This is a genomic window from Thalassospira sp. MIT121401, from assembly GCF_047125595.1.
Taxonomy (GTDB): Bacteria; Pseudomonadota; Alphaproteobacteria; order Rhodospirillales; family Thalassospiraceae; genus Thalassospira; species Thalassospira povalilytica.
This window is the reverse complement of the sequence record NZ_CP138926.1, coordinates 2,763,396-2,781,633: the sequence shown is the minus strand read 5'-3', so window position 1 is coordinate 2,781,633 and position 18,238 is coordinate 2,763,396. Positions and strand designations below refer to the sequence as shown.

General features: G+C 53.2%; 15 protein-coding genes and 1 tRNA gene. 5 read left to right on the top strand and 11 right to left on the bottom strand.

The window, feature by feature from the left end; translation table 11 throughout:
* Positions 1-51: 51 nt before the first annotated feature.
* The 9 genes from SIB88_RS12800 to SIB88_RS12760 all read right to left on the bottom strand — a co-directional run bounded on the left by SIB88_RS12800 (position 52) and on the right by SIB88_RS12760 (position 9,930).
* Positions 52-738 (bottom strand): DsbA family oxidoreductase, encoded by a 687-nt coding sequence (locus SIB88_RS12800; RefSeq protein WP_068519213.1) that lies wholly within the window; start codon positions 736-738, stop codon positions 52-54.
* 4 nt (positions 739-742) lie between these two features.
* Positions 743-1,966, bottom strand: coding sequence for a phosphopentomutase (locus SIB88_RS12795; protein WP_412558209.1), 1,224 nt, complete (start codon positions 1,964-1,966; stop codon positions 743-745).
* Positions 1,967-2,024: 58 nt separating this feature from the next.
* A complete protein-coding gene (gene deoC, locus SIB88_RS12790; protein ID WP_082817822.1) occupies positions 2,025-2,858 on the bottom strand; it encodes a deoxyribose-phosphate aldolase in 834 nt (277 codons plus the stop codon).
* A gap of 237 nt (positions 2,859-3,095) precedes the next feature.
* On the bottom strand, positions 3,096-4,235 hold the full coding sequence (locus SIB88_RS12785) for a succinylglutamate desuccinylase/aspartoacylase family protein (RefSeq protein WP_412558208.1): 1,140 nt from the start codon (positions 4,233-4,235) through the stop codon (positions 3,096-3,098).
* A gap of 125 nt (positions 4,236-4,360) precedes the next feature.
* On the bottom strand, positions 4,361-5,104 hold the full coding sequence (locus tag SIB88_RS12780) for an ABC transporter permease (protein WP_412558207.1): 744 nt from the start codon (positions 5,102-5,104) through the stop codon (positions 4,361-4,363).
* Between the two features lie 3 nt (positions 5,105-5,107).
* The gene (locus SIB88_RS12775; RefSeq protein ID WP_287465043.1) at positions 5,108-5,800 is read right to left on the bottom strand and encodes an ABC transporter permease; all 693 of its coding nucleotides are present in this window, start codon (positions 5,798-5,800) and stop codon (positions 5,108-5,110) included.
* Positions 5,801-5,912: 112 nt separating this feature from the next.
* Positions 5,913-6,710, bottom strand: a complete 798-nt coding sequence (locus SIB88_RS12770; RefSeq protein WP_287465041.1) for a lysine/arginine/ornithine ABC transporter substrate-binding protein — start codon at positions 6,708-6,710, stop codon at positions 5,913-5,915.
* 86 nt (positions 6,711-6,796) lie between these two features.
* Positions 6,797-7,558, bottom strand: a complete 762-nt coding sequence (locus SIB88_RS12765; RefSeq protein ID WP_206927795.1) for an ABC transporter ATP-binding protein — start codon at positions 7,556-7,558, stop codon at positions 6,797-6,799.
* Between the two features lie 425 nt (positions 7,559-7,983).
* Positions 7,984-9,930, bottom strand: coding sequence for a methyl-accepting chemotaxis protein (locus SIB88_RS12760; RefSeq protein WP_412558206.1), 1,947 nt, complete (start codon positions 9,928-9,930; stop codon positions 7,984-7,986).
* Between the two features lie 297 nt (positions 9,931-10,227).
* Here SIB88_RS12760 and SIB88_RS12755 point away from each other — a divergent pair, with 297 nt between their 5' ends.
* On the top strand, positions 10,228-11,202 hold the full coding sequence (locus tag SIB88_RS12755) for a TAXI family TRAP transporter solute-binding subunit (RefSeq protein ID WP_206927595.1): 975 nt from the start codon (positions 10,228-10,230) through the stop codon (positions 11,200-11,202).
* A 113-nt stretch (positions 11,203-11,315) separates the two neighbouring features.
* The gene (locus SIB88_RS12750; RefSeq protein ID WP_412558205.1) at positions 11,316-13,556 is read left to right on the top strand and encodes a TRAP transporter permease; all 2,241 of its coding nucleotides are present in this window, start codon (positions 11,316-11,318) and stop codon (positions 13,554-13,556) included.
* A gap of 84 nt (positions 13,557-13,640) precedes the next feature.
* Here SIB88_RS12750 and SIB88_RS12745 read toward each other — a convergent pair whose 3' ends face one another.
* Both SIB88_RS12745 and SIB88_RS12740 read right to left on the bottom strand, forming a co-directional pair.
* Positions 13,641-13,979 carry a zinc ribbon domain-containing protein YjdM gene (locus SIB88_RS12745; protein WP_286886083.1) on the bottom strand — a complete coding sequence of 113 codons (339 nt, stop codon included), beginning with the start codon at positions 13,977-13,979 and terminating at the stop codon, positions 13,641-13,643.
* Positions 13,980-14,764: 785 nt separating this feature from the next.
* Positions 14,765-14,854, bottom strand: a tRNA-Ser gene (locus SIB88_RS12740).
* A gap of 162 nt (positions 14,855-15,016) precedes the next feature.
* Between SIB88_RS12740 and SIB88_RS12735 the strand changes: the two genes are divergently transcribed.
* From SIB88_RS12735 to SIB88_RS12725, 3 genes are all read left to right on the top strand, one after another.
* Complete coding sequence (locus tag SIB88_RS12735) at positions 15,017-15,841, top strand: YdcF family protein (protein WP_412558204.1); 825 nt, start codon at positions 15,017-15,019, stop codon at positions 15,839-15,841.
* A gap of 21 nt (positions 15,842-15,862) precedes the next feature.
* Complete coding sequence (locus SIB88_RS12730) at positions 15,863-16,867, top strand: lytic transglycosylase domain-containing protein (RefSeq protein ID WP_412558203.1); 1,005 nt, start codon at positions 15,863-15,865, stop codon at positions 16,865-16,867.
* Between the two features lie 73 nt (positions 16,868-16,940).
* Positions 16,941-17,987, top strand: coding sequence for a septal ring lytic transglycosylase RlpA family protein (locus tag SIB88_RS12725; RefSeq protein WP_206927598.1), 1,047 nt, complete (start codon positions 16,941-16,943; stop codon positions 17,985-17,987).
* The last annotated feature ends 251 nt before the right edge of the window (positions 17,988-18,238 follow it).

The window sequence follows — 18,238 nt, the reverse complement described above, 5'->3', positions numbered from 1 at the left end:
AAAAGGCAGGTAACAAATTGTTATCCCGCCTTTTTGATTTTCTTTGGCTGATCAGGCCGGTATTTCTTCCTGTCGCGCAAGACGGATCATCCGTTGCAAAATGTCGGGTTCCTGTGCCCCAGACAAAGCATGACGGCTGTTAAACAGGAAGCAGGGGACACCGGTCACACCCATTTGATGGGCCACACGATTTTCCTGTCCGACAAATTCCCGATCCATATCACCGGCAAGATATTCAAGAATTTCATTTCGGTCTTCGCCATGGCGGACCGCGATATCGGCCAAAAGCTCATGATCGCCAATGTCCTGGCCTTCCAGGAAATAGGCAACAAACAGATCTTCGACCAGCGCATTGCCAACAGCCGGGCGTTCCGCACACATCTTGTAAATCAGGCGATGGGAATCTGTTGAATCGGGTGTGACCTTGATCTGGTCAAACTTGAAGTCAATGCCGACAGCTGCCCCGGCATCTTCGATTGCCTTATAGACCCGTGCAGCACTTTCTGATCCGCCGAACTTTGCCGACAAATACAGTTTGCGGTCGATGCCGCCACTGGGCATGTCCGGGTTTAGAAGGAAAGGGCGCCACGTGATCATCAACTGATCAAGCTTTTCGCGTGCCAGCGCCTTTTCCAATCGTTTTTTACCGATGTAACACCATGGGCAAATCGTATCGACAATGGCCTCGATCCGGATCGGTGCCGTTGTTGTTTCACTTTGTCCGATTTGCCAGTTCATGATGCTATCCATTCAAAAACGATGTTCCCGCAGCAAGCGGCGCGATACCAAGGTGATCGGCAACCGTTTGTCCGATATCGGCAAACGTTTCCCGCAAACCGAACGGCCCCGGTGCGATCGCCGGACCAAATGCCATGATCGGCACAAATTCGCGGGTATGATCATTTCCGCGCCACGTGGGGTCACATCCATGATCGGCGGTGATAATCACCAAATCACCGGGTTTGAGGGCCGCGCGCAATTCAGGAATTCGTTTATCGAACTCCTCAAGCGCGTTGGCATAGCCCGCAACATCGCGACGGTGACCGAATTCCATATCGAAGTCCACCAAGTTGGTGAACACAATGCTGTTATCAGGTGCGTCGGCAATTTCGGTCATCATGGCGTCAAACAGGGCCATATTGCCCGATGCCTTGACCTTCTTGGCAATACCGCGATGGGCATAGATATCGGCGATCTTGCCAACTGAAATGACCTTGCCACCGGCATCGCTGAACCGGTCAAGAAGGGTTGGTTTGTGCGGGGGAACGGCAAGATCACGGCGGTTTGCAGTCCGTTTGAAATCAGCCGGGCTTTCGCCGACAAACGGACGGGCAATCACGCGACCGATATTATACGGCTCGACCAGTTTGAAGGCGATTTCGCAAACTTCATAAAGTCGTTCAAGCCCAAAATGTTCTTCATGTGCGGCAATCTGAAACACACTATCGGCCGAGGTATAGCAAATCGGCTTTCCGGTCCTGATGTGTTCTTCGCCCAATTCGGCAATGATCGTCGTGCCAGATGCGTGACAATTGCCCAAAATCCCCGGCAGATTGGCCTGTTCAATCAGGGCATCGGTCAGTTCGGACGGGAAGGTCGGAACCGTCATCGGAAAATAACCCCAGTCAAAATCGACCGGCACACCGGCGATTTCCCAGTGACCGCTTGGCGTATCTTTACCGCGCGACAGTTCCTTGGCATGGCCAAACGCACCAATCATCGCCCCGCCATGATCAAGTCCCGGCGGCACACGACCGGTTGCATCGCGTGCAGCTTCGCCAAGGCCAAGTGCAACCATGTTCGGGACCTTGAGCGGACCGCTGCGCTGATCGTTATCAGCCAGCCCCTTGGCACAATGTTCGGCGATATGTCCGAGCGTATCAGATCCCTGATCCCCGAACTTCGATGCATCCGGTGCAGAACCGATACCGAAACTGTCCGCTACGATGATAATGGCACGTGCCATGGATATTTTCCTTCAAACCAGAATCTGCGAAAACCTGTGTCGCAGATAGTCAGTCGTCTTAGTAATTGCCAGTCGCCGCGGGCGCGTCCGACGGTTTCGACCCGCAGGTTTCAAGCAGGGCGGTCAAAACCCCGCTGGCACCAAAACGGAACGTTTCGGGTTTTGCCCATCCGTCCCCCATGATGTGGTCGGCGATTGCGATATACAGTGCGGCGTCATCGGTTGTCTTGACCCCGCCAGATGCCTTGAAACCGGCGTCAATGCCGTCTTCTTCTTTGGCATCCCGGATGGCCGTCAGCATTGCCACAGCCGCTTCTGGCGTGGCACCGACGGGAACCTTCCCGGTTGAGGTTTTGACGAAATTGGCCCCGTGCCTGATCGCAAGGCGGGCGGCATCATAGACCTTGGCAAGGTCGTCAAACTCGCCGCTTTCAAGAATGACCTTCATGGTGGTCATCGTGCCGCACGCCATCCGGGTCGCATCAACAACATCGGCGGCAATCGCGGCATCCCCGCCAATAAAGGCCTTATAAGGGAAAACAAGATCGACTTCATCCGCACCCTTGGCAACGCAATCGGCTGTTTCATCGCCGACGCGCTGGGCATTGGTGCCACCTTCGGGGAAGTTGACAACAGTGGCGGTCTTGACCCCGGACTGCCCCAGCGCCCGCCAGGACGTTTCGATAAAGGGCGCATAGACACAAACCGCGGCTGTATTGCCCTCGGGTGTTTGGGCGCGCTTGCACAGGGCTTCGATGACCTCTGGCGTGTCATCATCATTCAGACTGGTCAGGTCAAGAACGGAAATGGCACGACGTGCAGTATCGGCGTCAGCTACTGCTTTTTTGCGGGCAGCGGCAATCACGTCGGAAACAGTTTTCGGGTCGAACATCGGAATATCCTTGCAACGCGCATCGCGCGACTTGTCGGTTTTAGGTGTGCACACCAGACAATCTGGCATCGAATGGTGGCAAAAGTCGGTTCACTTAATGCATCTGGCATTAAAGATAAAGACGGATCGTCCAATCGCCAAGAAGGTATCCAACCTTACCCCGGCAATCAATCGATCCGTCCAAAACACAGTTTCAATCAAAACAGCAGAACTGCCTGACAACTGCCGTCAAAAACCCTATTTCGACAGCAGCAATTGTCCTTCGCGGCCAGGCAGCGGCTTTTCACCGGCGACCGAACACAAATACCCCCCCGGCACTACAAGGCGGATACCAAGGCGGGAATACAGGATTCCGTCCGTGCGGCTTGAGAACGGCGTTTTCTGACCGGTTTCACAATCGAGAACGTAACCCAGTTCCTGACCGGCCTTAACCTGTGCGCCGGCTTCGACAGAAAAGACAACCATGCCACCGTGAACCGCAGCAACACGATCAACACCGGAAAGCGGCGTCGCATCACATTTCGGTTCGGGCAGGGGCCCCGGATCCCCGACAACAAGACCGCGGCGCTGCAGGAACTTGAACATGTTCAGGGCATCGGGGATGGCATATTCATCATAAACATCCCGGTCACCGCGCAATTCGATTGTTGTTGCCAGGGTCGCCATCGGGATCGGGAACTTGTCGCCATAGGCACGGCGCAACTCGACCCACGGGCGGCTGAATGCTTCATCAAAAGGGTTGTCACCGCTGATCTCGGCAATCAGGGAACATTCCGATCCGATCTGTGCGGAAAGGTCGGCGGCATCGGGCCAGTTATGGTCACTGATATAAAGATGCATCGGCGCTTCCCAGTCGCAATGCAAATCCAGAACATAGTCCGCATCGATCGCCAGTTCGGCAAGCGTAAGGCGCAAATCCTGCAAATCGGTAAGCGGACTTACATCCTTGCGGTGTTGCGCAATCAGTTTGCGAAGTTCGGCCCGGATCAGTTTGACGTTCGCATCGGCATCCTGACCGAGTTTGCCGTCAACAGCCGCAATAAGCGCAGGGCTAAGATCCGGGTAATGGCGATTGAAATTCTGGCCGCTGCGCAGTTCAAACCGGCCAAGCGGCTTCATATCGACATATTGGGTAAGACCGATCGGGTTGGCAAACGGAACAACAACAATCTCACCGGTGATTTCACCCTTGGCATCGGCTTCTTTCAGCAATGCTTCAAGATGATGAAGGGTTATGACACCGGGCAACTCGTCTGCATGCAATGCTGCCTGAAAATAGGCTTTCGGACCGGCTCCGGCCTTGCCATAGCGGCGCACGGTAAGGGCGCGTGACGTGCCCATTTGCGGGCGAACGAGTTCAATGCGTTCTTCTTGCATTTTGGTTTCCTGAAAAATGGTGGCGTGGGGCAAAACAGCCCGGACGGAAACAAATCATCACCAAAGTTCTGGCATATGATTGTTACCGGCTTCCGGGCCGTTTGAGTATTCAAATTCAGTCAAGGTCAGGTAGGTAGTGCCTTGGTATTTGCTGAATGCTTCTCTTTGCGGCGTTCGTTCCGGCGCAGGTATCGCTCCATGCCCTTGAAGCCGAAGGTCAGCGTATAAACAATGATCAGATAAATCACGCCAGCCGAAATAAACGCTTCATAGGGAAGGGCGGTTCGCGCAACGATTTTACGCGCGGCACCGGTAAGCTCCATCATGGTGACGGTTGATGCCAGTGACGTCGCCTTAAGGGTAAAGATCACGTCATTGGTGTAAGCCGGCCAGATCATTTGCCACATCCGCGGGAAGATAATCCGCCGATAGGTGGTCCAGGGTGTCATTCCGCATGCACGCGCAGCTTCGAGTTCGCCACTTGGGACGTTCTGAATGCCACCGCGCATGATTTCTGCAACATAGGCCGACGTATTGAGCACAAAGGTCAGCAGGCAGTACCAATAGGGATTGCGAAGATAGACCCAGCTCCAATGATCCTGAATGCCGTCAATGTTCGAAATCAGCTGTCCGACGCCATAATACATCATGAACAGCTGCCCGATCAGGGGTGTACCGCGAAACACATAGATGAAGGCAAAAGGAACGGCCTGGACCCAGACTTTTTTGGACACGCGCGCCACCGCAAGCGGAATGGCCAAAATCGTTCCAAAGGTAACCGAGATTACCAGCAGCTCAATCGTCAGCAAAAAGCCACGCCAAAGCCAGGTATCATATTTGCCAAGAACGTAAATCAGATCTTCAAACATATCTTAGGCCCTCGCGATACCGCGGGCAGCCCGCTTTTCAAGATAGTTGAAGGCAATAAGCGAAACTGTTGTAAATGAAAGAAACATCAGCATCGCCACAAGATAGAATGTAAAGGGTGCCTTGTCCGTTCCAGCCCCGATGGCCGCCTTGCGCATGATTTCTTCGACACCAACAACCGAAATAAGGGCGGTGTCCTTGATCAGCACCTGGAACAGGTTGTTAAGCCCCGGAAGCGCAAAACGCCAAAGCTGTGGCAACTTGATGCGCATAAAGATTTGCCGTGGTGTCATGCCACATGCCGTGGCGGCCTCGATCTGGCCAATCGGGATGGATTGCATGGCAGCACGGAAAACTTCGGATGCGAATGCGCCCTGTACCAGTGCAAGGGCGGCAACACCGGACCAGAATGCCGGAATATCGACACGGGTTTCTTCACCGGAAATCAGTTCGGCAATGTTCTGAACGGCAATCGTGCCGCCAAAATAGATCAATAAAATAACAAGAAGTTCAGGGATACCGCGAATAAGAACGGTGTAGCTTTCCCCGATAATGCGCAACGAGCGATAGCGTGAAAGTTTCGCCGATGCGCCCAGCAGACCAATAATGATCATGAATGGCAAAACGGTAAGGCAAAGCTGAACTGTAACCAGTCCCCCTTCAAGCATCTGCCAGCCGCGGCCGTATAAATCGAGCATGGTGTCTCCAGCTTTCCTTGATGTCGCAGGCGTTTCAATCCCCTAAAAAGAAACACCAGACAACAATAAGGGCGGGGCGGCACAGTGATGCCGCCCCGGAAAAATCAACAGATCAATTCGGGTGCAGATTGATCGTCGGGAAATACTTTTTGTTCAGCTCGGCATAGGAGCCGTTTTCAAGCATTTCAGCCAGTGCCTTGTTGAAGATCTCTTTGAGATCCTGGTCTTCCTTGCGGATACCGATACCAGCGCCATCGCCGAACCATTCGCTCGGTGCGAACTGGTTGGAAACAAAGCCGTAGCCTTTGCCTTCGTCGGATTTCAGCCAGTCTTCAAGCGTACCGGAGTCAGCCAGGGTGGCATCAACACGACCGGCAGTCAGGTCAAGAAGTGCTTCGTCCTGGGTGCCGTACATACGAATTTCGACAGACGGGAAGTTGTCTTCCAGGAAGTTTGCGTGGGTCGTCGAACGCTGTACGCCAACGACAAGACCGTCAAGTGCGTCGTCGACGACTTCACCATCTTTGTACGCTTCGATGCTCATGCCGTCTTTACCAACGAAGACAGCCGGAGTGTTGCTGTAATAATCGGAGAAGTCGATAGAGCGTTTGCGCTCTTCGGTGATCGACATCTGAGCAATGATCGCGTCATATTTTTTCGCCAGAAGACCCGGGATCATGCCATCCCAGTCCTGGGCAACGATTTCGCATTCGATTTTTGCGGTTTCGCAAAGCTTGTTGGCGAAATCAACGTCAAAACCGATGAGTTTGCCGTTCTCGTCAACCATGTTGAACGGGGGGTAGGCACCTTCGGTTGCAATCACAACCTTTTCCCACGCCGCATTTGCTGCAGATGCGCTCAGTGCAATACCAATAGCGGCAGCCGAAGCAACCTTGATCCAGTTTTTCATTCAAATTCTCCCTTGTAAATTGGAATGGCGCACAACCTCTTGCACCCATTCACGCGACCGCCCCCAACAGAGGCAGCCTGCCCATATCAGAAATCGCGTTGAAGGAATTGCTTCATACGTTCTGATTTGGGGTTCTCGAACACATCAGTCGGGTTTCCGAATTCTTCAACCCGGCCCTGATGCAAATACATCACGTGGCTGGATACCCCTTTAGCGAAGCCCATTTCATGGGTCACCACCAGCATCGTGCGGCCTTCTTCGGCCAAATCTGTCATTACCTTAAGCACTTCCCCGACCAGTTCGGGATCAAGTGCGGAAGTCGGTTCATCAAACAGCAGGACTTCAGGTTCGATCGCAAGGGCGCGGGCAATCGCCGCACGCTGTTGCTGACCACCTGAAACATGCCCCGGGTAATAGTCACGCCGCTCATACATGCCGACTTTCTGAAGCAGCGCGTCTGCGCGCTCAATCGCTTCCTTTTTCGGCACACCCAAAACATGCACCGGTGCTTCGATAACATTTTCAAGAATGGTCAAATGGCTCCAGAGATTGAAGCTCTGAAACACCATTGCCAGTTTGGTACGGATGCGCTGAAGTTGTTTTTTGTCCGCGGCTTCCTGCGAACCGTCCTTCAATGTCTTCATGCGAATAAGTTCGCCATGGACATGGACTTTACCCGCATTCGGGGTTTCAAGCAGATTGATGCACCGCAGGAACGTACTTTTGCCCGAGCCAGAGGAACCGATAATCGAAATCACGTCCCCAGTATGCGCCGTCAGGTCAATTCCCTTGAGGACTTCGTGATCCCCAAAGCTTTTGATCATCCCTTCGACCTGCAGGGCGGGTATGTTTTTGCTCATAGCGAGTGAAAAGTTTCCCTGTTGAGAGTCTGAATTTTGTTCGTCTTAGCATCATCGAAACGATGCTCCCCCACAAGACACGCCATAAATGCGCCTCTCATCGCGACAATAATTGCCTATCGGCGCTGCGTATTTCCACTGATTTTTTGCAGTTTTATGAATAAAGGCAATATTTCAAACGCTTAGCCATTCCAATTGGACAAACACCCGCAAACATCGTGCGCTGCACCCGCATTTCACGCAACAAAACACCACGTTCGATTTTACCATTTGTCCACCTGCACCAGACTCTTGGGATGTATCCCGACAAAATCCCAAGGAACGGCAACCGGATCACACAAAAAACGCCACCGTTCTCGATCAGGAACGATGGCGTCAATTTGATGCACGGGCAGGGGACTTCTGTCCGGATCCTATTTGTTTTCCCGAACAGATTTCAGGAAGCCAAGGACCTCCTCGCGAAGCCGCTGGGCCAGCTCACGCATCTCGCGCGATGATGTCAGAAGGGAGTTGGCCTCTGTGCTGACCATATTGGATGCATCCGATACCGCTGAAACGTTTTGCGAAACTTCCTGTGTACCCGATGCCGCCCGCTGGACACTGTCGGCGATTTCACGGGTTGCTGCACCTTGTTGCTCAACAGCGGCTGCAATGGCATTGCAGAACTCGTTGATCCTTTCAATCGTCGTGGAAATTGACCCGATTTCTGTCACCGAGCGGTTAGTCGATCCCTGAATGCCGTCAATCTGGGTTTGAATGTCGCCCGTTGCCTTGTCTGTCTGATTGGCCAGTGACTTGACCTCGCCGGCGACCACGGCAAAGCCTTTACCCGCGTCACGAGCACGTGCGGCTTCGATTGTTGCGTTCAGAGCAAGAAGGTTGGTTTGTCCAGCAATGTCCTGAATAAGCCCGACAACCTGACCGATGCGTTCGGCGGCCTCTGCCAGTTCTGTGACGGTTGCCGTGGTATTGTTGATACCATTCACGGCCTCGGTTGCAACATCAATCGATTGGGTCACCTGCGCGCCGATTTCACGAATGGCTGCTGACAGTTCCTCTGTCGCAGAGGCAACGGCCTGAACGTTTTCGGTCGTGATATTTGCTGCATTTGAAACCGCGGCAGCACGGCTGGTGGATTCTTCGGCATTGGCTGAAAGCTGGGTTGCTACCGATTGGGTTCGTTCAGCCGCATCGGCAACCGTTTCAACGATCGAAAGCACACTTTTTTCGAAATTGTCGGCCATCTGATCGAGTGCACGTTTGCGTTCCAGCGCAGCCCGCTGTGTGGCCTGTTCGTTTTCATGTGCGAGGCGTTCGACCTCGGCCGCATTGTTTTTAAACACAAGGACCGCGGCCGCCATCGCCCCGATTTCATCTTTCAGCTCCGTTCCGGGTACATCGACATCCTTTTCCCCCTTGGCCAGGCGGGTCATGGCGGATGTCATGCTTAGCACCGGACGCGAAACCCAGGTGCGTACCAGAACACCCATCAGCCCCATGATCGCCAGTACGGCAATGATCGCGGTGATTATGGCGGTATAGCGAAACTCGGTCAGTGATGCATATGCCGCATCCCGATCAAGGGCAAAGCCAAGATACCAGTTCACAGAAGGCAACCCGTCAACCTTGAAGAAGGTAAACAATTGCGGACCACTTCCTTCAAGAACGCTTTGCATGCCTTCTTCGACGGTCGGGGTGTTTTCCGGGAAAACTTCGGCAATCGGTTTAAGCGTGAAATCTGCATTGGGGTGGATCAGGACGGTGCCCTGATCATTGACAAGGAACCCGTATCCGATCCCGCCCAAATCAATACTGCGAACCAGTTCGCCAAGAATGGAGATGTTGATATCACCACCCACCACGCCAAGCAGTTTCGAACCGTCAAATACCGGGGTTGTTGCCGTAACAATAAGCTGCCCGGTTGAGGCATCGGTGTAGGGTTCGGTAAGGGTACTGTCACCGATTGCCACCGCATCACCATACCATGGGCGTTTGCGCGGATCGTAATCGGGCGGCAGCTCGTCTGGCGGGTTCATTGTCATTACGCCATCGGCGCTGCCGAAATAGGCATAAATAAACGACTCAGCAAGCGCCTGGCCGCTGGCCACTTCGCGTACGGCTTCAGGCGAGCTGTCCCGAGCGATGTTGTTGGCAAGGCTTTCGACCAGAAGACGACGGCCATCAAGCCAGTTGGCAATCCCCGCCGTCGCAAGCGATCCGCTTTCGGTCAATTTTGACTGCAACGCGCTCTGGATCGACGTTCGCTGCTGGTAATCAAAATACAGGATAAAGGCAACAAACGTCGCAACAACAATCATCGCCGCTGCAAGCAAGATTCTACTGCCGATATTCAATGACACTGCGCCGCCCTCCGAGACACCATGGTTTCTAGAGACGTTGTAACGTCTTCATGCCATTACAAGCGTTTGTAGCGCGGTCTTTAAATTTAAATCAGAATAACGTGTTTTAGTGGCGTCAAATGCACGCAATAGAACCATTCAACGAAAGTCGCATAAGTTCTGAGACCAACATCACTTTCCAAGTGCCTTGTTTTAGTTATTGATTATAGATCACATTGCCTTCAACCTTTGGTTTCCCCATATGTGGAACTGTCTTGGGGGCAACGTCACATAAGTACCGATAAACGGAGGAAATAGATGAAACGCGCATTAATTGCAGGGATGGCGGTCGCGTTTGCGTTTGGGAGCACTGCTGCTGTCGCGCAGGATCGCACCGGTTGGCCTGATAGCTTTACCGTTGGCACCGCTTCTCAGGGCGGAACATACTTTGCCTATGGTTCGGGTTGGGCAAACCTTGTCGCTGAAGAACTCGGCATTTCCGGTGGTGGTGAAGTCACCGGTGGTCCGATGCAGAACATGGCCCTGGTCCATACTGGTGAAGCCGCATTTGGCATGACCACGATGGGACCGGCTGCAGAATCGCTGGCCGGGACCAACCCGATTGCACCGGGCGTCCAGATGACCAACGCTTGCGCAATGTTCCCGATGTATCAGACGCCGTTCTCGATCACCGCATTGGCATCGTCGGGCATCGCATCGGTTGCCGACATTCCGGAAGGTGCGAAAATCGGTTTCGGCCCGGCCGGGTCGACATCCGACACCTATTTCCCGCGGATGCTTGAAGAACTCGGCGTGAAATTCGAACGCCGTAACGGCGGCTGGTCTGATCTTGGTGGTCAGCTTCAGGATGGCCTGCTTGACGTTATCGCATTCGCCGCCGGCGTCCCGGTTCCGGCTGTCAGCCAGCTGGAAGTCCAGACCAAAGTGAACATCATCGAGTTCACCGAAGCAGAACAGAAACAGATCATGGATGCCTTCCCGGTATCCGAGTTCGACATCGCAGCTGACACCTACACCACTTTGACCGCACCGGCACGTTCGGTTTCGATGTGGAACTTTGCGATTGCCAACTGCGATCTTCCTGAAAGCTTCGTCTATGCCGCAACCGACGTTGTGATGTCGGACAATGCCCGCATGGTTTCGATCCACCGTGCGGCCCGTTCGACGGTTCCGGAAAACTGGAACAAGAACAAAGTCATGAAATGGCACCCGGGTGCCGCCAAATGGTTCAATGAACATGGCGCATCCATCCCGGCTGACATGATCCACTAAGTCAGCCCGATCTGATATCGCAAGGCGGGTCATCGCAATGGTGACCCGCCTTTGCTCAATCGCCGTAAAGAAGCTTGCCAAAAACAAATGACCAAAGAGTGCGGGGAAACCTTATGACCGAACCCAACAAACCTGATGACGACCATCTCATCGCCGATGGCGTTGACGAGGAACCGGTTGAACAAAACCGACGCCTTTTTGAAGGGCGCGGCCTTACTTTCATTACGATTGCTGCTGCGATTTATGCCGCGTTTCACATGCTGGCACTTAATGGCGTGTCGCTGTCGGGCATGACCGGTGGTTTGGTTAATCTTGCGTTTCTGCCTGATTTTCCGCTCGAAACCTGGAACTTCCGAATTGTTCACGTTGCCGGTGCGCTGGCACTTGGTTTCCTTTGGTATTCGGCCAACAAATTTGCGGATGCCCCGACCGGCCAGACGCCGCTTTTGGGTTATCTGTCCTATATTCTGCTGGTTCCGGCCTTTGTTGCCGTGGGAACCGCAATCAGTTTCGCCTTTGAAATCAACAATGGGGTGATGTGGAACGGCATTGATGCGCGCATCAAGTTCAATGAAACGTGGGTCTTTGGCGCGCCGCTTATGGCTGCGACAGTCGGCGGTATCGTTTTGTCCTGGTTCCACAAAACCACCAGAAACCGTTATTCGCCGCCGGACTTTGTCCTTACGGTATGCGGGCTTGCAGTCGCCATCTATCTGATTACGATTTATGGCACCTTGATGCGCAACTCGACCGGAACGCCGTTTGCGCCAATCGGAATTTCGATTGCTGCGATTTCCGGGACGCTGCTGATTATGGAATTGACCCGTCGTGTCGCCGGGCTTGCGCTTGTGATCATCGCAACGATCTTCCTCGTGTACGTCTTTGTCGGTGAATTCCTGCCGGGCTTCCTGCAATCACCGGCCATCACCTGGCAGCGCTTCTTTAGCCAGGTCTATACCGATGCCGGTATTCTCGGACCGACGACGGCCGTTTCATCGACCTACATCATCCTGTTCATCATTTTCGCAGCCTTTCTTCAGGCATCCAAAGTTGGCGACTATTTTGTGAACTTTGCCTTTTCGGTTGCCGGACGGGCGCGGGGGGGCCCGGCCAAGGTCGCGATTTTTGCATCCGGTTTGATGGGCATGATCAATGGCACATCGGCCGGTAACGTTGTGGCAACCGGTTCCTTGACCATCCCGCTGATGAAAAAGGTCGGCTATCACAAGAAAACCGCTGGTGCGATTGAGGCCGCAGCATCGACTGGTGGCCAGATCATGCCACCCATCATGGGGGCGGGCGCCTTCATCATGGCCGAGATTACCGGTATTCCATATACCGATATTGCGATTGCCGCGGTTATTCCTGCCATCCTTTATTTTGTGTCGATCTATTTCATGGTCGATTTCGAAGCCGCAAAACTCGGCATGCGCGGCATGAAGGAAGAAGAACTGCCGCGCTTCAACACGATGGTCAAACAGGTCTACCTGTTCCTGCCGATCATCATATTGATCATTGCACTGTTCCTTGGATATTCGGTTATTCGTGCCGGTACGCTGGCGACGCTTGCCGCCGTCGTGGTCAGTTGGCTGACACCAAACCGGGTCGGTGTTCGCGCCGTTGCCAAGGCCTTTGAGCTGGCCGGTGGCATGTCAATTCAGATCATTGCTGTTTGTGCCTGTGCCGGGATCATTGTTGGCGTCATCGCCTTGACCGGTGTTGGTGCGCGGTTCTCAAACCTGTTGCTTGGTCTGGCAGAAGCATCCCAGCTTCTGGCACTGGTATTTGCCATGCTGATTGCCATTCTTCTTGGCATGGGCATGCCAACAACCGCTGCCTACGCCGTGGCGGCATCCGTTGTTGCGCCTGGCCTGATTGAGCTTGGAATTGAACCACTTACCGCTCATTTCTTCGTGTTCTACTTTGCTGTGGTTTCGGCAATCACGCCGCCAGTTGCGTTGGCATCCTATGCCGCGGCCGGGATTTCAGGGGCCAATCCGATGGAAACATCGGTTGCGTCATTCAAGATCGGCATCGCCGCCTTTATCGTGCCGTTCATGTTCTTCTATAACGCTGCGATCCTGATGGAGGGCACATACCTTCAGATCGGGCAGGCGCTGGTTACGGCCGTTGTCGGTGTATTCCTGCTGTCTGCCGGTGTTCAGGGCTGGTTCCTTGGCCGCAACGCGGTCTGGTTCTTGCGTATTGCCCTGATCATTGCAGCGTTGTTCATGATTTCCGGCGGTCTTGTCACCGATCTTATCGGTGTCGGGATGGCTGCGGTGATCTGGTTTGTTCAGCGCGTGATCAAACCAAAAGCCGGTGCAACTTTCCGTACCGGAAGTGCGGACTAAGAACCGCCCTGAACCATATCGAAATGACAAAAGCGCACCGGAAACGGTGCGCTTTTTCTTGTCTGAGATGCAGGCCTTGTGAAATCAGTCCGATACTTTTTTCACAAATTCGGATTTCAGTCCCATCTGACCAATCCCGGGGATTTTGCAATCAATATCGTGATCACCGTCGACCAGGCGAATGCCTTTGACCTTGGTACCAACCTTGACAACGGCCGATGACCCTTTGACTTTCAGATCCTTGATAACACTTACCGTATCACCATCCGAAAGCGGCGTTCCGTTGGCATCCCTGACAGTTGTCTCGGATGAAGTATCGGCTGATGCAGACCATTCATGTGCACATTCCGGACAAATCAGGAGCTCGCCATCCTCATAGGCATAGGGCGATTGGCATTTGGGGCAGGGCGGTAACGCGCTCATTGGCGGACTTTCATTAGGACGGTTTCAAAATCTTGCGAATGGAGGCTACAGTTCGCAGAACAGTGACGACCACGTCAAGATAAACAATATCCGCGCAGTCAGCATCCCATGGCTTAAAACCCCGAAATCCCGGCGAAATCGACAATTGTCATTTCCCGGCGCGTATTTGGATATAAGTTGCCGCGGCAATCGCAGGCGTCCGTATCCGCAATGTACCCGCCTTATGGGCTGGTGCAATTCCCACCCGCTGATACATGTCTGTGTTGCAGAATAGGAAGTGTGCGTTTGATGAAAACACGGCCATAACGCACACAGCTGATGCAGATATGAGTGAATAAAATGGATTGGGTCCCAATAATCTTCGGCACATTCAAGATTGTCGCGTTATGCACCGCCATGTTCTTTTCCATCAAATGGCATTACGACCAGGGAGAAAAGGGCGAGACCCGCGCCCTGATACGCTCTGGGGCCAAGATGGTCGCTATTTTCCTGGTTGCATTGATCGCAGTCGGGCTTGTCGCCATATTACTGAGCCGCATACTCGGCCTAGAATTAAGTTACTGATCACGACAACCTAAATGCATCACACCGTATGGGATTCCTGCCATGCCGTCATCATGGCAATTTGCCCTGAAAGCAAACCCATGCCGGGCGGATAAAACAATGTCCGCGACCGCCCGTGCAGACATGCACAGGCCATGCTGAATGCCAAATCTGAAACCAGTTTTGGTTCACAATTCGCAATAATCAGCGGCAATTTACAATGTAATCAAGGACTTGGGAAATGGCGGAGAGGGTGGGATTCGAACCCACGGTACCCGTAAAGGCACGACGGTTTTCAAGACCGTTGCATTCAACCACTCTGCCACCTCTCCGCAAAAATGGTCGGAGCATCTCGCTCTGGGCGCTTTCAATAAATTGGGTGCGCTGCCCTGTCAATAGGTCAATCCGATATTGCATCGAATGCTGACGAAATAATTTGTTTTCAGTAAGGTACCAGCAACCACAGGGCGAACAACCAGTCGGATTGAATTCACGTGTTCTATTTTCTGTCTAAAACAGTGGGCTATATCGTCAATATCGGGCTGGTCCATGGGGTTGTCTTGTTGGCGCTGACCGCATTGATTTTCCTGCGCCGAACGCGGCGCTTTGCTCTTGCCGGCCTGGTTGTCGTGACCGTTTTATCACTGTTGATTACGGTATTTCCGCTCGGTGCGTTTTTGTCCCGGACGCTCGAAACACGGTTCGAAAAGCCTGATCTGGACAAAACCGAATTTGCAGGCGTCATCACACTGTCAGGCAGCATCGATGCAAACGGCTTCCTTCAGCGTGGCGACGTGCAGTTTCTCAGTGCCCCGGACCGGGTCTTTACGATGTTGCGCGTTGCAAACAAATACCCCGATAAACCCGTAATATTCACCGGGGGCGATGGTGTTTTCAACGATCGGGGTTTCAGCGAGGCCAATGTTCTTCGTGACTGGCTTTACGATTCGAAGCTTCTGACGCCGAACATGCATTTCGAGACCGAAGCACGCAACACATATGAGAATGCGCTAAACTCCCACAAGGTTGTGTACGGCAACTGGCCGGAACTGGCACAAAAACCTTGGCTTTTAATCACTTCGGCCGATCATATGCCGCGCGCGGTTGGTGTTTTTCGACAGGTTGGATGGACTGTAATTCCCTATCCGGTCGGCAGATTGACCTCAGACGACATCCATTTAGCAAGTCTTAACGTCTCAGGCGGTATCAAATCTCTAAGCCGTGGTTTGCGTGAATGGGTAGGTTTGACCGCTTATTACCTGACCGGGCGAACGAATGAGTGGTTCCCCGGCCCGATGCCGGTCGCCCCTGACAACTAAAATCCTGGATGAGGCCTTTTGATGAAATTCTGGAAATTGCTGACTGCCGCCTCGGTGTTGACTGTTTTGGCTGCGCATTCACCTGCCTTCGCACAGACCGATGAAAAACTTCCAGAATTTACCACAGAGGGGTTTGATGAATGGCTTGTTGACTTCAAAAAAGAAGCAGCAGCCAAAGGCATTTCACAGCCGACACTCGACGTCGCCTTTGCCAATACCAAACCGATCCCCAAAGTCATCGAATATGATCGCAGCCAGCCGGAATTCAAACTGACGTTTGAACAATATATCCAGCGTGTGGTGCCGCAGTCCCGTATTGATGAAGGACGCCGGAAATACGCCGAAAACCGCGCCGTGATTGATGCTGCGGCAAAGAAATATGGTGTCCCGGGTCAGTATCTTACGGCTTTTTGGGGAATTGAGACCGGATTTGGCCGCCATACCGGCGGGTATTCCGTGGTTGATTCACTTGCGACCCTGGCCTTTGAAGGCCGTCGGGCGGAATATTTCCGCAAGGAATTGATGAATGCCCTGACCATTATCGATGCCGGGCATATTGCACCTGAAAACATGTCAGGATCCTGGGCCGGTGCAATGGGGCAGGCGCAATTCATGCCTTCCACATTCCTGAACTATGCACGTGATGGAAATGGGGATGGCAAGATTGATCTGTGGGGGGCAAAGGAAGATGTCTTTGCGTCGGCTGCAAACTATCTTTCGACCGTAGGCTGGAAGGGCGACGAGCGTTGGGGCCGCAAGGTCAGCATCCCGAAAGATTTCGACAAGTCACTGGTTGGCCGCGACATTCGCAAACCAATCGCCGAATGGCAGAAAGCCGGTGTACGCATGCCTAATGGTGCGGATCTGCCAAAGGCCGGCATGGATGCATCAATTGTTACCGTAAATGACGGTGAAGGTCCGGCATATATGGTTTATAACAATTTCCACACCATCATGCATTGGAACCGTTCGACCTATTTCGCGATTGCTGTCGGAACGTTGGCAGACGCGATTGCGGGGCAGTAACCATTGAATGTCCAGGTGACGGGCAAGTCCCGTCACCGACAGATACAGAGCATCTTTAAGCGGGGACACCTTGATGCCATCACCAAGAAAAAGTGCATTCGCACGCCTGCGGACAAAAAGCCGCCTCGGACTGTCCGTGGTTGCACTTGGTATGTTACTGGCAGGTTGTGCCGAAACCCAGTTGGCCGTTCACGGTGTCAAACGTCTGGGTGGCGGACAAACACAACCGGTTCAGGTCGGAAGCTACAAGATCGGCAATCCCTATGAAATTGCCGGTCAGTGGTATTACCCGGCCGTTGATTACGAATATAGCGAAACCGGTATCGCATCCTGGTACGGCCCCAAATTCCACGGCAAACGGACAGCCAATGGCGAAGTGTTTGATCAGTACGAAATATCGGCTGCCCACCGTACCTTGCCACTGCCTAGTATTGTTCGTGTAACCAACCTTGAAAACGGCAAATCGCTTAAGGTTCGCATCAATGACCGCGGGCCGTTTGCACATGGCCGCATCATTGATATGTCGCGCCGCGCGGCCCAGTTACTCGGTTTCGAGAAAAAGGGCACGGCCAAGGTGATGGTTGAAGTGATCGAAAGCGAAAGCCGACAGATCGCCGCAATCGCGCAGGGCAAAGCAGCACCGGCGGTCACCGTTGCCGAACAGAACACCGTATCGGCCGCACCGCGTGATGTTGTCGAAACCGTACGTCTTGATGATGGTCCGATTACCGACAGCGGACAGCCGACAACGTCCCGGATCAAACTGACGCCGCCATCGTCCGAACCAAGCGTATCGTCGTCCCCGCTGGAAGGAACTGTTGAAGAGGCCGCAGTTGTCAATGTTGCGCCTGTTGCCAATTCGTCAATCTACGTTCAGGCCGGTGCATTTTCAGTTTATGACAATGCCTTGAACCTTCGGAACCGTCTTTATGATCTTGCACCAAGCAAGATTGAACCGATTGAAGTCAAAGGCACGACCTTTTACCGGGTACGTCTTGGACCGTTAAACACGGTGCCCGAAGCTGACATTTTACTCGAACGGGTGATTGCTACCGGCCAGAACGGCGCCAAAGTGGTCGTTGAATGCGCTGACGGTGGGGCTGCCAAGTCGGGATGTTGATTGCAGAAATCCGCTGTGCTACCGCTTTGATTGCTGTCATGCGCACGGTTTTCTGATGAAGTCTTTTGTTTTATGAGCATACCGGCTTGCTGTTGCACAATTTTGCCGGATTTGCGACATAAGCAACAGAATGAACACGCCGAAAGACCGGCGGGAACAGATTTTATTATACAGGGTTAGGACGCTATGACTTTGATGCCGCCAATTCCGTTCAAAAACAGTCTGAACCGGGTAGTGGCCGGGGCCGCAAT

Coding starts and splice junctions, on each gene's coding strand:
- SIB88_RS12800 (WP_068519213.1), bottom strand. CDS start 738: ATGAACTGGCAAATCGGACAAAGTGAAACAACAACGGCACCGATCCGG.
- SIB88_RS12795 (WP_412558209.1), bottom strand. CDS start 1,966: ATGGCACGTGCCATTATCATCGTAGCGGACAGTTTCGGTATCGGTTCT.
- deoC (WP_082817822.1), bottom strand. CDS start 2,858: ATGTTCGACCCGAAAACTGTTTCCGACGTGATTGCCGCTGCCCGCAAA.
- SIB88_RS12785 (WP_412558208.1), bottom strand. CDS start 4,235: ATGCAAGAAGAACGCATTGAACTCGTTCGCCCGCAAATGGGCACGTCA.
- SIB88_RS12780 (WP_412558207.1), bottom strand. CDS start 5,104: ATGTTTGAAGATCTGATTTACGTTCTTGGCAAATATGATACCTGGCTT.
- SIB88_RS12775 (WP_287465043.1), bottom strand. CDS start 5,800: ATGCTCGATTTATACGGCCGCGGCTGGCAGATGCTTGAAGGGGGACTG.
- SIB88_RS12770 (WP_287465041.1), bottom strand. CDS start 6,710: ATGAAAAACTGGATCAAGGTTGCTTCGGCTGCCGCTATTGGTATTGCA.
- SIB88_RS12755 (WP_206927595.1), top strand. CDS start 10,228: ATGAAACGCGCATTAATTGCAGGGATGGCGGTCGCGTTTGCGTTTGGG.
- SIB88_RS12750 (WP_412558205.1), top strand. CDS start 11,316: ATGACCGAACCCAACAAACCTGATGACGACCATCTCATCGCCGATGGC.
- SIB88_RS12745 (WP_286886083.1), bottom strand. CDS start 13,979: ATGAGCGCGTTACCGCCCTGCCCCAAATGCCAATCGCCCTATGCCTAT.
- SIB88_RS12730 (WP_412558203.1), top strand. CDS start 15,863: ATGAAATTCTGGAAATTGCTGACTGCCGCCTCGGTGTTGACTGTTTTG.
- SIB88_RS12725 (WP_206927598.1), top strand. CDS start 16,941: ATGCCATCACCAAGAAAAAGTGCATTCGCACGCCTGCGGACAAAAAGC.